This is a genomic window from Microbacterium sp. RU1D (assembly GCF_900156435.1).
Taxonomy (GTDB): Bacteria; Actinomycetota; Actinomycetes; order Actinomycetales; family Microbacteriaceae; genus Microbacterium.
The window spans coordinates 1318577-1332817 of record NZ_FTPQ01000001.1 but is presented as its reverse complement, the minus strand read 5'-3'; the positions used below and the strand labels follow the sequence as shown (position 1 = coordinate 1332817).

The 14241-nt window shown below is 71.5% G+C and carries 11 protein-coding genes; 6 read left to right on the top strand and 5 right to left on the bottom strand.

Annotated features, from left to right (window positions below):
* Positions 1–340: 340 nt before the first annotated feature.
* A complete protein-coding gene (locus B0B15_RS06085) occupies positions 341–2185 on the bottom strand; it encodes an FAD-dependent monooxygenase (protein WP_076674121.1) in 1845 nt (614 codons plus the stop codon).
* A 96-nt stretch (positions 2186–2281) separates the two neighbouring features.
* On the opposite strand from B0B15_RS06085, the gene B0B15_RS06080 reads away from it, so the two are divergent.
* The 4 genes from B0B15_RS06080 to B0B15_RS06065 all read left to right on the top strand — a co-directional run bounded on the left by B0B15_RS06080 (position 2282) and on the right by B0B15_RS06065 (position 7014).
* Complete coding sequence (locus B0B15_RS06080) at positions 2282–2986, top strand: IclR family transcriptional regulator (RefSeq protein ID WP_076674119.1); 705 nt, start codon at positions 2282–2284, stop codon at positions 2984–2986.
* 189 nt (positions 2987–3175) lie between these two features.
* Positions 3176–5215, top strand: a complete 2040-nt coding sequence (locus tag B0B15_RS06075) for a primary-amine oxidase (RefSeq protein ID WP_076674117.1) — start codon at positions 3176–3178, stop codon at positions 5213–5215.
* Positions 5216–5346: 131 nt separating this feature from the next.
* On the top strand, positions 5347–5940 hold the full coding sequence (locus B0B15_RS06070; RefSeq protein ID WP_076674115.1) for a TetR/AcrR family transcriptional regulator: 594 nt from the start codon (positions 5347–5349) through the stop codon (positions 5938–5940).
* Between the two features lie 117 nt (positions 5941–6057).
* A complete protein-coding gene (locus B0B15_RS06065; protein ID WP_076674113.1) occupies positions 6058–7014 on the top strand; it encodes an AraC-like ligand-binding domain-containing protein in 957 nt (318 codons plus the stop codon).
* Between the two features lie 144 nt (positions 7015–7158).
* Here B0B15_RS06065 and B0B15_RS06060 read toward each other — a convergent pair whose 3' ends face one another.
* Both B0B15_RS06060 and B0B15_RS06055 read right to left on the bottom strand, forming a co-directional pair.
* Positions 7159–7962, bottom strand: coding sequence for an SDR family NAD(P)-dependent oxidoreductase (locus tag B0B15_RS06060; RefSeq protein ID WP_076674111.1), 804 nt, complete (start codon positions 7960–7962; stop codon positions 7159–7161).
* 17 nt (positions 7963–7979) lie between these two features.
* Positions 7980–8711 (bottom strand): SDR family NAD(P)-dependent oxidoreductase, encoded by a 732-nt coding sequence (locus tag B0B15_RS06055; protein WP_076674109.1) that lies wholly within the window; start codon positions 8709–8711, stop codon positions 7980–7982.
* A 156-nt stretch (positions 8712–8867) separates the two neighbouring features.
* Here B0B15_RS06055 and B0B15_RS06050 point away from each other — a divergent pair, with 156 nt between their 5' ends.
* The gene (locus B0B15_RS06050) at positions 8868–10349 is read left to right on the top strand and encodes an APC family permease (RefSeq protein ID WP_076674107.1); all 1482 of its coding nucleotides are present in this window, start codon (positions 8868–8870) and stop codon (positions 10347–10349) included.
* Between the two features lie 111 nt (positions 10350–10460).
* On the top strand, positions 10461–11279 hold the full coding sequence (locus tag B0B15_RS06045) for a MoaF C-terminal domain-containing protein (RefSeq protein WP_076674105.1): 819 nt from the start codon (positions 10461–10463) through the stop codon (positions 11277–11279).
* Positions 11280–11657: 378 nt separating this feature from the next.
* On the opposite strand, the gene B0B15_RS06040 is transcribed toward B0B15_RS06045, so the two are convergent.
* Together B0B15_RS06040 and B0B15_RS06035 are read right to left on the bottom strand one after the other, a co-directional pair.
* Complete coding sequence (locus B0B15_RS06040; RefSeq protein WP_083708886.1) at positions 11658–12662, bottom strand: ABC transporter permease; 1005 nt, start codon at positions 12660–12662, stop codon at positions 11658–11660.
* Positions 12659–14221 carry a sugar ABC transporter ATP-binding protein gene (locus B0B15_RS06035; RefSeq protein ID WP_076674103.1) on the bottom strand — a complete coding sequence of 521 codons (1563 nt, stop codon included), beginning with the start codon at positions 14219–14221 and terminating at the stop codon, positions 12659–12661. Before B0B15_RS06035 ends, B0B15_RS06040 begins: the two co-directional genes overlap by 4 nt.
* Positions 14222–14241: the final 20 nt, after the last annotated feature.

Below are 14241 nucleotides of genomic sequence, written 5' to 3'. Positions count from 1 at the left end.
GATCGGTGTGCGGGGTTCCCCGCCATTCTGCTCAGCCCGCGAAGCGGGGCCGATATACGTCGTGTACAAACCGGACAGCCCGACCGCCGCCGCGGACGGGGCGGTGGCCGCGGGGCGGACGTCGGCGTGTCCGGTCGGGGTGATGCCGGGCGGTCGGGGCGGAGTCCACGGGGAACGGGCACCGCGGCCGACGCGGGCGTGACCGGTGGGGCGCCACGCCACCGCCGATAAACCCTCTTTCTCGCCGGAAACGGGGCAAGGCAGCGTTTCTCGCGACGATCGGCGTTTATCGCGGGGTTCCGCGACGACTCGCGGGGCGGGGGGGGGGGGCACCGGACGCTCAGCTCGCCGGGGCGACCGCGGGCACCGCCATCACCCCGGCGAGGAAGCGCTCGAGGCCGGCGGGGTCGCCGAGCGGCAGCACGTGCGCCACGTACTGGTCGGGACGCACGACGACCACGGCCCCCTCGGCGGCGATGCCGCGCTCGGCGAAGATGTCGGCGCTCGTCCAGGCCGACGGCGCAGCGGCGAACACCTTCTCGAGGTCCGTGAGCCCCAGGGGTCCCGAGCGCGGGCGGAAGAGCGCGGGCACGTCGACGACGTCTTCCCAGCGTCCGGGGAAGATCGCCTTCGCGTCGAACACCGCGTCGAGGTCGGCGCCGTCGGGGGTGAAGCGCTCGACGATGGACCTCGCGGCGGCGGCCCACTCCCCCAGCGCCGAGCCGTCGGCATCCGCGAAGGCGTAGATCCGCCACCGCCCGTCCGCCCGGGCGTGATGACCGAGGTGCACGGCGTTGCCGTCGCACACCCGCACGACCTCGACGCTCTTGAAGCGCTTGCCGACGGGGAATCCGGATGCCAGATCCTGGGCGGGCGCGTCTGCAACGATCGCGGAGGGGGCGTACTGCGTCATGAAGCCGGACGGGAACTCCGCGGTGGCCAGGTAGTAGGTGGCGAGTTCATCGGGGTCGGTGATCTCGCCCGGCTTGCGCGCCATGAGCGAGGACCACTCCCGGTCGAAGTCGATGAGCTGCTGGGCCACCGGTCGACGCTCCTCGTCGTAGGTGCGCAGCAGATCCGCGGATGAGAGGCCCGTGAGCACGTGGCCGAGCTTCCAGCCGAGGTTGAAGCCGTCCTGCATCGAGACGTTCATCCCCTGACCGGCCTTGGCGCTGTGCGTGTGACAAGCGTCGCCGGCGAGGAACACGCGCGGGGCGTCGAGGTCGTCCACGAACCGGTCGGTCACCCGGTGACCCACCTCGTACACACTGTGCCACGCGACCTGCTTCACATCGATCGTGTAGGGGTGCAGGATCTCGTTCGCCCGTCGGATCACCTCCTCGATCGGGGTCTGCCGCACGCGGTGATCGTCGTCGGCCGCGACCTCGCCGAGGTCGATGTACATGCGGCTGAGGTACCCGCCCTCGCGCGGGATGTGCAGGATGTTGCCCGCCGCCGCGTTGATCGCGCACTTGATGCGCCAGTCCGGGAAGTCCGTCTCCACCAGCACGTCCATCACACCCCAGGCGTGGCGAGCGGCCGCCCCGACGTGCGTGCGGCCGATCGCCTGGCGCACGCCGCTGCGGGCACCGTCGCACCCCACGACGTACCGCGCGCGGATGAGGCGCTCGCCCGTGGCATCCGCCACGCGCACCTCGACGTCGTCGTCGTGCACCTCGAGCCCGAGGAACTGCACCCCGTAGTCGGGCACGATGCGCCCGGGACCGTGCGCCGCCGCCTCGGCGAAGTAGTCGAGCACCCGCGCCTGGTTGACGATGAGGTGCGGGAACTCGCTGATCTTGAGGCCGTAGTCCTCGGTGCGGGTCGTCCGGACGATGCGGTCGGGATTCTCGGGGTCGGGTGCCCAGAAGTTCATCCAGCCGATGTTGTACGCCTCGGCGGTGATGCGGTCGGCGAACCCGAAGGCCTGGAAGGTCTCGACGCTGCGGGGTTGGATGCCGTCGGCCTGTCCGAGGGCGAGACGCCCGTCGCGCTTCTCGATCAGACGCGTGGTGAGCTGGGGGAACTGCGACATCTGCGCCGCGAGCAGCATTCCGGCGGGGCCCGATCCGACGATGAGGACGTCGACCTCGTCGGGCAGGCCGGCGGGCCGGTCGACGCCGGTGCCCGCGGCGTTCTGCACGCGCGGATCGCCCGAGACGTAGCCGTGGTGGTGGAACTGCATCGTTTCTCCTGACGTCGATGTCGGGTTGCGGCGCCGTCGGTGCTGTTCTATATTCGAACGTGCCGTTCAGCTATCGAACGAGAGGCTAACCGACACATGCCGCCACGGCAAGACGCCGCTCCGGCCTCGCAGACGCTGAGCCGCGGCATCCGCCTGCTCGAAGAGCTCGCCGACGCGCGCACGCCGCTCTCGATCGACGACCTCGCGGCCCGCGTCGATCTGCACCGCTCGGTGACGTACCGGCTGCTGCGCACCCTCGAGGACCACGGTCTGATCAGTCGGGATGCCGCGGGCGCGGTGCGCCTGGGGACGGGCCTCGCCGCGCTGGCCGCGGGTGTCGCCGCCGACCTGCAGGCAGAGGCGCTGCCCGAGCTCACCGCGGCCGCGAACGACCTCGGGATGACGTGCTTCCTCGTCGTGCTGGACCACGACGAGTGCGTGACGCTCACGAGCGTCGAGCCGCGGCACGCGACGACGACGGTGGCGCAGCGGCCGGGGGCGCGGCATCCGGTCACGCGGGGCGCTCCGGGGCGGGCCATCCTCGCGCAGCTGCCGCCGCGCCGGTGGCCCGACGCCGTCGACGCGCGACTCGCCGCCGAAATCGCCGACGCCGCCGATCGCGGGTGGGCGACGAGCCACGACGAAGTCGTCCCCTCGCTCCGCGCGGTCGCGGTCCCGTTGTCGGTGCGGGGTCGCGAGCCCGCCGCGGTGGCCGCGGTGCACGTGGCGACCGCCCTCGACGATGCGGCGATCGCGGCGCGGTTGGGGGCCGCGGCCGAGGCGATCCGCGGGGCGTTGTAGCCCGCACGAGTCGCCGCAGAGGGGCGCGGCCCTTTTCCGCGAAGCTCGCAGGCCACGTCCGACATCGCCGGCGAGGGCGCGGCGTCACCAGACGGCCGGGGTCGCGGTGCACGCACGGACACGCGGTGTGCGCGCGCAGACAACGCCCGGACGCACGCGCCGGGCGAGAGTGGATGCCGGAGGTCCACCATGCACGATCACGTACACGCTGTCCCCGACCAGGCGATGGAGAACCCCGACCTCGAGCGCGCGGCCGAGGACGCTCCCCCGCAGCCCGCCGGCGCCAGCACGGTCCACCCGCTCGACCCCCTCACCGCGGAGGAGATCGAGCGTACGCGCGACATCCTCGTCGCCGCGGGACTGCTGGGCGAAACCGCGCGGGTGCCCATGCTGCTGCCCGCCGAACCCGATAAGAGGGCCGTGGCCGCGTGGCATCCGGGAGACCCGATCGACCGCCGCGCCGATGTCACCCTGCTCGACTCAGTGACCGGCGAGGTGACCGAGGCGATCGTGTCGATCACCGCAGGTGAGGTGCGCGACTCTCGCCGGTACCCCGCCGACGCCCCGCCGTACGGCCAGCCGCAGTATCTGTTCGAGGAGTACGAGCGGGCCGCCGAGCTGGTCAAGGCCTCCCCCGAGTGGCGCGCCGCGATGGAGCGACGGGGCCTCACCGACCGCATCGACCTCGCGTTCTGCACGCCGCTCGCCCCCGGCTTCATCGGGCGCGAGAACGAGGTCGGGCGCCGCGTCATCCGCTCTCTCACCTTCCTCCGCGACAGCGAGGACGACATCGCGTGGGCGCATCCCGTCGAGGGGCTCATCGTGCACATCGACCTCACCGCGAACCGCGTGATCGGGATCGAGGACGAGGGCGACGTCCCCGTTCCGGCCGGTAGCGGGCGGTACGACCCCGAGGCCATCGGCCCCGCGCGCACGACGCTGAAGCCGATCGAGATCATCCAGCCTGAAGGACCGAGCTTCCACGTCGCGGGCTCTCACGTGACATGGGAGAACTGGACACTGCGCATCGACTTCAACGCCCGCGAGGGGCTCGTGCTGCACGACGTCCGATTCGACGATCGCCCCGTGCTCTCGCGGGCGAGCGTGCCCGAGATGGTCGTGCCCTACGGCGACACGAGCAACACCCGGTTCTGGATCAGCTACTTCGACGCCGGCGAGTACCTGCTCGGCAAGAACGCGAACCACCTCGAACTCGGATGCGACTGCCTCGGCGTCATCCACTACTTCGACGGGCACGTCGCCGACGATCACGGACACGCGGTGCGCATCCCGAATGCGGTGTGCATGCACGAAGAGGACTACGGCGTGCTGTGGAAGCACACCGAACCCGGGCCTGTCGGCTCGCACGTGCGACGCTCGCGCCGGCTGGTCGTGTCGTACTTCGCCACCATCGGCAACTACGACTACGGCTTCTTCTGGTACTTCTACCTCGACGGCTCGATCCAGGTCGAGGCCAAAGCCACCGGCATCGTCTTCGTCGGCGGCGGCGAGCCCGGATCGGTCAACCGGCACGCGCCCGAGATCGCCCCCGGAGTCTTCGCCCCCGTGCACCAGCACCTCTTCTCGGCGCGCCTCGACATGGCGATCGACGGCGACGAGAACCGCCTTTTCGAGGTGGATGCCGTGCGCATCCCCATGGGCGAGGACAACCCCTTCGGCAACGCCTTCACGTGGTCGCACACCCCGCTGCGCACCGAGCGGGAGGCGCAGCGCGAGGCGGATACCTCCGTCGCCCGCGTGTGGGAGGTGCAATCGACGAGCCGCGCGAACTACATCGGCAAGCCCACCGCGTACCACCTGATCCCCGAACCCACGGCCCTGCTGATGGCCGACCCGGCCTCCACCGTCGCCGCCCGCGCGACCTTCGCGACGAAGCACCTGTGGGGCACCGCCTACGACCCCGACGAGCGCTGGCCCGCGGGCCGCTACCCCAACGCGCACGCGGGAGGAGCCGGACTCCCCGCGTACACCGCCGACGACCGCTCGATCGACGGCGCCGACCTCGTTCTCTGGCACACGTTCGGGCTGACCCATGTTCCGCGACCCGAGGACTGGCCCATCATGCCGGTCGACTACGCCGGGTTCTGGCTCAAGCCGTACGGCTTCCTCGACCGCAATCCCACGCTCGACCTGCCGGAGTCGTCGCAGGCCCATTCCGCCGGCGACGACGGATGCTGCGGCGGCGGCGCCTGCCACTGCGCGCACTGACCGTCGCCCGCGGCTGCCCCGTGGCATCCGGACTCCGCTCCCGGACCGGATGCCACGGCGGGTGCGCGCATCGCGGAGCGCGTGTCACGGCCCGGTAGGGTCGGGACGGTCGAGCGAGAGGACGGACGAGCGTGCCCCGACGCGTGGACCACGAAGCCCGACGCCACGAGATCGTGCTGGCCACGTGGCGTCTGATCGCCGAGCGCGGCATCGAGGCCACGACCATGCGGGAGCTCGCCCGCGAGCTGGGACTCGCCAACGGCAGCGTCACGCACTACTTCCCCGACAAGAGCGCGATCATCACCGCCGCGTTCGCGCACGTCTTCGACGCCACGACCGCACGCTTCGAGCAGGCTCGCGCACGGACGGGCGGCACGGGGCTCGCGGCATTGCGGGCGTTCCTCCTCGAGGCGGCCCCGATCGACGAGGAGCGCGCCCTCGAGGCACGGATCGTCATCGCCTTCCTCGAGTACGCCGCCGCCGACTCGGCCCTGGCCGAGATGTTCCGCGGGCTGATGCGGCGGTGGCAGGAGGCGTTCGCGGCCATGGTGGTCGAGGCGCAGGAGCGCGGGGAAGTGCGCGACGGCCTCGACGTGGAGGCCGTGAGCGACGCCATCCTGCACGCGGTGAACGGCATGCAAGCCAACGGGGTGCTGCTTCCCGAGACCGCGCGCGAGGAGCGCATGCGCGCGACCGTCGACGCGCTCGTCGACATGCTCCGCTGAACGGGGCTCTCGCGGCATCCGATACATCGGGGTAATATTCGGGAAACTTTGGTTCTACAAGCGTCGGATAAAAATGATGCGGGAGCCGAATGTCGAGGGAAACGAGGAGGTCTCCCCATGTCGATCGTCACCATTCCCGCCCGATCGGGCGTCACCGCCATCCACGCCGCCGACCTGACCGCGTTCCGCGCCGCGGTCGACGACAGTTTCGTGCCGCTGCACGTCACCGCACCCGACCCCGACCGCTTCCGCGGCACGATCCGCGCGGCGTCGGCCGATGGCATCCACGTGAGTACGGTCGCCGCTTCCCCCCACGTGGTCGAGCGCACACCCGACCTGATCGCGCGCGCCGACGGCCCCGCCGTGAAGATGAGCCTCATGCTCGCCGGAACCGGCCTGCTGATCCAGGACGGCCGCGAAGCGCTCCTGCGCCCGGGAGACTTCGCCGTCTACGACACCTCGCGGCCATACTCGCTGTGCTTCAGCGGCGACTTCCGCACGATCGTGACGATGTTCGCACCCAGCGCCCTTCCCCTGCCGTCGTCGGCCCTCGCGCAGCTGACCGCCGTGCGCGTGCCGGGGGACGGCGGGCTGGGCGGGGTCGTCGCCCCCTTCCTCGCGCAGCTCGGGACCCACCTCGATCAGGTCGCCAGCCCGTCTGGATCGCGGCTGGTGCACACCGCTCTCGACCTGCTCACGACGGTCTACGCGCACGAGCTCGGCAGCGACGTCGCGGCGACCGATCCGCACGCCGCCCTCCGCCGCCGCGTCGAGGAGCACATCGACACCCACCTCGCCTCCCCCGCCCTGGGGCCGGGGACGATCGCCGCTGCGCACTACATCTCGACGCGGCACCTGCACACGCTGTTCCAGGGCCAGGGCACGACAGTGGCCGCGCTCATCCGCTCCCGCCGCCTCGAACGCTGCCGACGCGATCTGACCGATCCGCTGCTCGCCGATCAGTCGGTCTCGGCGATCGGCGCGCGCTGGGGATTCCCGGATGCCGCGCACTTCAGCCGCACGTTCAAGTCGGCGTTCGGGTTCTCACCCAGCGAGTGCCGCGGTGGGCGCTGAGGGCACCACGTCTCCCCTCTGAGGGGGCATGTCGCCCCCCTGTCGCACTTCTGCGGGGCATGTCCCAGGAATGGTCGGCTACGGAAGATCCGGTCGACCAGAAGTGACACGGTCGACCGGCGAGTGTTGATACCGCCCGCGCGATCACATCCCCGCGTGATCGAAAGCGATCGTGGGAACGTCGACGATGTGCGCCCCGCCGTCGGCGACGATCGTCGCGCCGGTGATGTACGACGAGTCCGGGGACGCGAGGAAGCGCACGACCCCGGCGATCTCGTCGGGCTGCGCCGGACGCCCGAGCGGCACGTCGGTGGTCACCGCGGCGTAGGCCGCCGCGCGACCCTCGAGGCCGGCAGCTCGGGCGAAGGCATCCATCTCCTCATCCGCCATGGGCGTGGCGACCCAGCCCGGGCAGACCGTGTTGACCCGGACTCCCTGCCTGCCGTAGTCGCGCGCGAGGGAGCGGGTGAGCCCGATCAGCGCGTGCTTGCCCACGGTGTACCCGGCGACCGAGGGCCCGGCGGCGAGGCCCGCGATCGATGACATCACCACGACTCGCCCTCGGGCCGCGATCAGGGCCGGAAGGGCGGCGCGGACGATGACGAACGCCGTGGTGACGTTGGCGCGCAGCGCCGCCTCCCAGGCGTCGTCGTCGGTGTCGGCGACGGTGGCGAAGCCGTGCCCGCCGGCGTTGGCGACGACGACGTCGAGCCGCCCTCGCTCGTCGAGGATGCGCGCGACCAGCGCCGCGACGTCGGCGGCGCGGGCGGCATCCGCGGCGATCGCGGTTCCCCCGATGTCCGCCGCGACTCGCTCGAGGGGCTCGATCCGTCGACCCGTCACGACGACGTGCGCACCCTCACGCGCGAGTCGTCGTGCGACCGCCTCGCCGATCCCCGTGCCGCCGCCCGTGACGAGCGCTACCTGTCCCCGCAGTTCGTCGTGCATCGTTCCTCCTTCTCCGCTCACGCCGGGAATCCCGACCGCGCGCTCATGCCGAAATCCGACACCCATGTCGCCGCCGACACCGGCCGCAGGCGGGCGGAGGCCAACAGCACGATCTGATCGGCCACCTCGGCCGCCGTCTGCACCGGGTACTCCGCAGCTGCGAAGCCGCTCGGCATCCCGAGATCCCCGCGGCTCATCGGGGTGTCGACGATCGAGGGGCATACAGCGTTGACGCGAATTCCCTCGGGGGCGAGCTCCACGGCCGCGGCACGCGCCAGGTGCAGCAGGGCGGCCTTCGAGGCGCCGTACGGCACCATGCCGGGAGTGGCGACGAGCGCCGAGTCACTCGCCACGATCACGACGGCGGGGGCGTCCGACCGGCGCAGCCACGGCAGTGCCGCGCGCAGGGTGAGGAAGGCGCCCGTCACATTGACGGCGAAGACGCGCTCCCAGTCCGCCGGCGCGGTCTGTCCGAGCGGGGTGCCGACCGGACCGGAGATGCCGGCTGCGAGCACCAGCGCGTCCAGTCCGTCGAGCTCCTGCGCGCACGCGTCCACCGCGGCGGCGGCGGCGTCGGCATCCGTGAGGTCCGCGACGACGCCGTGGTCCCCGATCTCCCGCACCCGCGGGTCGAGGTCGATGGCTCCGGTCAGCGCTCCCTCGGCGGCGAGCGCCTGCACGCAGGCACGGCCGATTCCCCCGGCGGCGCCGGTGACGAGCGCTCTGCGCGCGGTGAGGTGAAGGTCCATGCCGCCATCCTGTTCGCGTCACCGGCGGGCGGCATCCGTCCCTGCGCGGACGCAACAGGCCCCCTCACCGGCGGTCAAGTCCGAAGCAGGTGAGCGGAGCAAGATCGCTGCAACGGGCACCGCTGCCCGCTCGGAACCCGAACCGAAGGACACGCCATGACCGACTCGACCACCGCCGGCTCCTCCACCGCGTTGCAGCGCGGTGCCCTGGGGGTCGCCGGCATCGTCTTCCTCGTCCTCGCCGCCGTGGCACCGCTGACGGGCATCGTCGTCGTCGCGTCGATCGCGATCGCGCTCGGCAACGGCGGCGGCACGCCCGCGTCGTTCCTGATCATCGCGGTGATCCTGTTGCTGTTCGCGGTCGGCTACGCGCAGATGTCGAAGCAGCTGGTGAACGCGGGCGGCTTCTACGCCTTCGTGGTCAAGGGTCTGGGTCGCACGGGCGGACTCATCGCCGGCCTGATCGCCACCGTCGGCTACAACTTCTTCGTCGTGGGCACCATCGGCACGAGCGGCTTCTTCATGCAGTCGATCATCGCCGGGCTCACCGGCTTCGACCTTCACTGGTACGTGTGGGGACTGCTGTCGATCGTCGTGTGCTTCCTCATGGCGCGCACGGGCGTCGACTTCTCGTCGAAGGTGCTCGGTGTCGCCCTCGTGCTCGAGGTGCTGATGCTCGTCGTGTTCGACATCTCGGTGCTCGTGCAGACGGGGTACGACCTCGGCGCCTTCTCCCCCGAGGCCGTCTTCTCGGGCTCCCTGCCCATCGGCCTGCTGCTGGCGGCGACCGGGTTCCTGGGCTTCGAGGCCACCGCCCTGTTCGGCGAAGAGGCGCGGAATCCGCTGAAGACCATCCCCCGGGCGACCTACACCGCGATCGTCGCGATCGGCGTCATCCTCGGCGTCACCACGTGGGCCGTCGTCAGTGCGACCGGCGTCGCCCAGGCGCAGGGCACCGCTCAAGATCACCTCGCCACGGGTGACCTCATCTTCAGCCTGGCGGCCACCTACCTCGGCCCCCAGCTCACCGTCGTCATGCAGGTCCTGCTGCTGGTGAGCCTGTTCGCGGCGATGCTGGCATTCCACAACTCCGCCACGCGGTACCTCTACGCCCTCGGGCGCGCCCGCGTGCTGCCCTTCGCCCTCGCCCGCACCCGTGCGACGGGCGCTCCGCAGCTCGCCGGCATCGTGCAGGCCGCGTTCGCGGCGATCGTCGCGGGACTCTTCGCCCTGGCCGGCCTCGACCCGATTCTCAACCTCGTCCCCGCGATGCTCGGGTTCGGCACGCTCTCGGTGATCGTGCTGCAGGCGCTCGCGGCCCTGTCGATCGTGGTCTTCTTCCGCCGCCGCGGCGACCGTCGGTGGTGGAGCACCGTGATCGCACCGGGCATCGGCTTCGTCGCGCTGTCGATCATCGTGGTGCTGGCCGTCGTCAACTTCGACATCGTCGCCGGTTCCGACGAACCCGCGATCCGCCTGATGCCGCTGCTGCTGGTCGCCGCCGTGATCGGCGGCATCGGCTACGCCGCGTTCCTGCGTCGACGCAAGCCCGCCGTCTACGCCGGGCTGTCCGACGACCTCGAGGCCTTCAACGTGGTCACGGCCGAGAAGGGCAAAGACCCGGTCCCCGGCCTCTGACCCCGGATGCCGCACCCCGCACGTCCGTCCCCGTCGGCCGCACGCGCCCGACCGGGCGGGGGCCACGGCATCCCTCCCCCTCCCCCCTGCCCTCCAGAGAAAGAGATCGCAATGACGACCGACACCCTGAACCTTTCCGACACCCGAACCTGGCTGCCGCTCGACGGGCTCGCTCCCGGCTTCGACGCGGCCAAGGCCGAGCTGACCGACGCCCTCGCGGGGCGCACGTTCACCACCGTGGACGACGAGGGCGCGCGAACGGCGTACCGCTTCGAGACGGATGCCGTGGAGTGGACCGCGACGTCCGAGGCCGGACGCGACGACGTCGAGGTGATCGAGGTCGACGACGAGCTGTACTACGCGCAGTACACGCCCGGGGCTCACCCGGACGTGGCCGTGACCCTCATCCTCGACCTGCGCAGCGGGCACGCGCTGACGGTGGTCAGCACTCTGGGGACGGCGGCGCCCGGGCGCACCGCGGTGCAGATGAGCTTCGCGCCGTCCACCATCGCCGAGCTCGAGGTGCGCGGGGACGCCCCGGCGCCCACCGACGAGCTGATCGGCCGTCGCGTGCTGTGGGTGTACTCGACCGTGCACGCGTACGAGCACGTGTACCTCTCGCCGCACTGGTACTCATGGCACTGCCTCGCGGGCCCCGAGCAGGGCCTCGCAGACACCGACGAGAACACGGTGTGGCGCGTGCGCCCCGGCATCTACGTCTTCTCCTGGCGCGAGAAGGTCATCCCGTGCGGCTCGGTGACGATCGCCGACCACCGCGACCAGAAGGCGCTGCGCGCGCACGGCGTGCTGTTCGGCACCGACGAGTCGGGCTCCGGGGCCACGCACTTCACCTTCGGCGCGCACGGGCGACTGCTGTCGAACACCGTGCACCCGGTCGAGTACGACCCGGCGCGTCCGTTGGAGCGCTGAGGCGCCACCGCTCGAGAGCCGCGTCCCCTCGGGGGCGCGGCTCTTTCGCGTGCCGGGGGGCGGTCGGGGGGGCGAACGGAATCGGGCGCGTTCAACAGAACCGGATGCCACCCCGGCATCCATCCGAATCCGATACGCCGCACCGGTTCCACGGCGCACGACCAGCGGAGGAAGCCTCACGAGCATCGCGTCGGCGACGCACGGCGGAAGCGCAACAGAATGGAATGCACCTCGCAGAATCGGATGCCACCCCGGCATCCATCCGAATTCGATGCGCCGCACCGAACCCCGGTGCACGACGGCGGCGCGAAACCGCCGGAAAGGACTCCGGACACGCGAAAGCCGCGCCCCCTGGGAGCGCGGCTTCGCGAGGACCGGTCAGGCGGCCAGCGCCACCAGCTTCCGCGCTCGGGCGGTGGCGAGCCGCACCCGGAGCACGTGGGTCAGAGCGCTCAGGCCGATCGCCGCGACGAGGGCGAGGCCGCTGGCCACCGCCTGCCAGAACGTCGTGACGCCCAGCAGCACGAGCGAGTTGTTCAGCGCGCCGTAGAAAAGCACGCCCACCACGACGCCGAAGATCGTTCCCTCGCCGCCGGTGAGCGCGACGCCCCCGAGCAGGACGGCGGTCAGGACGACGAGCTCGAACCCGGCGCCGAGCTGCCCGGCCGGGGCGCTGTTGAGGCGGGCCGCGACGATCGTGCCGGCGAATCCCGACATCGCCCCCGACAGCACGAAGAGCGCGAACGGGAGGCGCCGGACCGGGACACCGGAGAGGTACGCCGCCTGCCGGTTGACGCCGACGGCGTAGACGTGGCGACCGGTGGGCGTCAGTGACAGGAAGATCCCGGCGGCGATCAGCAGCAGCGCCGCGATCCACACCGACAGCGGCACGCCCGCGATCGTTCCGACGCCGAGCAGGCCGAACTGGTCGCCGAAGTTGTTCCGCGGCGTCGGGCTGATGAGCTGCGCCACCCCGCGCACCGCCGTCAGCGTGCCCAGGGTGGTGATGAACGAGTTCAACCCGAGCACCGTGATGATCACGGCGTTCACGAGCCCCACCACCGCCCCCGAGAGGATCGCGAGCACGACGGCCACAGCCGGTTGTCCGGCGCCCTTGTCCATGACCAGGGATGCCACCACCCCGCCGAGCGCGAGACTCGAGCCCACCGAGAGGTCGATGTACCCCGCGATGAGCAGCATCGCCACGGGGATGGCGACGATCGCGATGACGGCGCTGTCCTGCAGGATGCCGCGGATGTTCTGCCACCCGAAGAAAGAGTCCGTCGCGATCTGCACACCGATCACGAGGACGATGAGCACGATGAGCAGCGGGGTGCGCACGACGCCCTCGACAGCGGCGCGCAGGAAACGGTTCTCGATCACGGGCGGGGTCCTTCGGTGAGATCGGCAGGAGCGGGGTGGGCGACCGGTCCGGTCGTGGCCTCCGCGGCGGCGGGAGCGGAATGGACGGCCGACAGCAGACCGTCCGCGGTGGCGTGGGCGCCATCGATCTCGTCGATCACCGCCCCCTTCGCGAAGATGAGGCAGCGGTGCGCGAGGTCGACGACCTCTTCGGGCTCGTTCGTGGCGACGATCACACCCATCCCCTGCTCGGCGGCGAGAGTCTTGATCGCGTCGTAGATGTCTTTGCGGGCACCCACGTCGACGCCCTGGGTCGGGTCGTCGAGCAGGATCACCCGCGTGCGGGCGGCGTCGTTGACCCAGCGGGCGAGCAGGATCTTCTGCTGGTTGCCACCGCTGAAGCGACCGGCGGGCAGGTCGGCCGCACGCGGGCGCAGGGCGAGACCATCGGCGATGCGGTCGAACACCCCCCGTTCGGCGCGCAGCGACCGCAGCCCCCACGACCCGAGGCGGCGCATCGCGTCGATGACGGTGTTGTCCTGGGCGGGGAGCGCGGCGAACAGTCCCTCCCGCGCCCGATCGGCCGGCACGAGGGCGATCCCGGCACGCAGCCCCTGCGCGGGTGAGCGAGTCTCGCGCGGCGTCCCGTCGATCAGGAGCGCGCCGCCGGTGCGCGAGATGCGCCCGTACACCGTGCTGAGGAAGCGGGTGCGCCCGGAGCCGACCAGGCCGTAGCAGGCGACGATCTCGCCGGGCGCGACGGAGAGGTCGATCGGCGTGAGCCCGGGTGCCACGAGACCCCTGACCTCCAGCACGGGCGTCTCGCCGCGGCGCGCGGGCACGGGACGCTCGTTCGTCGCGCCGTGACCGTCGCTGATCGCCGCGACCAGCGCGTCGCGCGTGATGGCGGAACCCTCCGCCGACCACACGGTGCGCCCGTTGCGCATCACGGTCGCGGCATCCGCGAGCGCGAGCACCTCGCCGAGCAGATGCGTGACGTACAGGATCGCGATCCCTCGGCCGGCGAGGTCGCGCACGAGGTTACCGAGGCGCGCGGCCTCCGCCCGCGACAGAGCGGCGGTCGGCTCATCGAAGACGATCAGCCGCGCATCGCGCCGCACGACCTTCGCGATCTCGACGAGTTGCCGCTGGCCGATCGGCAGGGTCGACACCTTCGCGTCGGGGTCGATGCCGGTCGCGCCGACGGCGTCGAGAGCCGCGCGCGCGAGCCGGCGCTGCTCGCCGCGGCGGATGAGACCGACGGCCGTGAGCTCCTGACCGATGAAGAGGTTCTCGGCGACCGTCATGTTCTCCAGCAGGCTCAGGTGCTGGTAGATGACGGCGACGCCCGCAGCGATGGAGGTCCGCGGGGTGAGGGCGTCGTGGGCGGCGCCGTCGATGTCGATGGTGCCCTCGGTCGGCGCGACGCCGCCGCCCAGGCACGCGATGAGGGTGGACTTCCCGGCTCCGTTGTGGCCGAGCAGCGCGTGGATGCGCCCCGCCGGGATGTCGAGCGTGACGTCGTCGAGGGCGAGGGTCGCCCCGTACCGCTTCGTCAGGCCGCGCACGGTGACAGACATGTCGATTCCGTTCTCGTCGG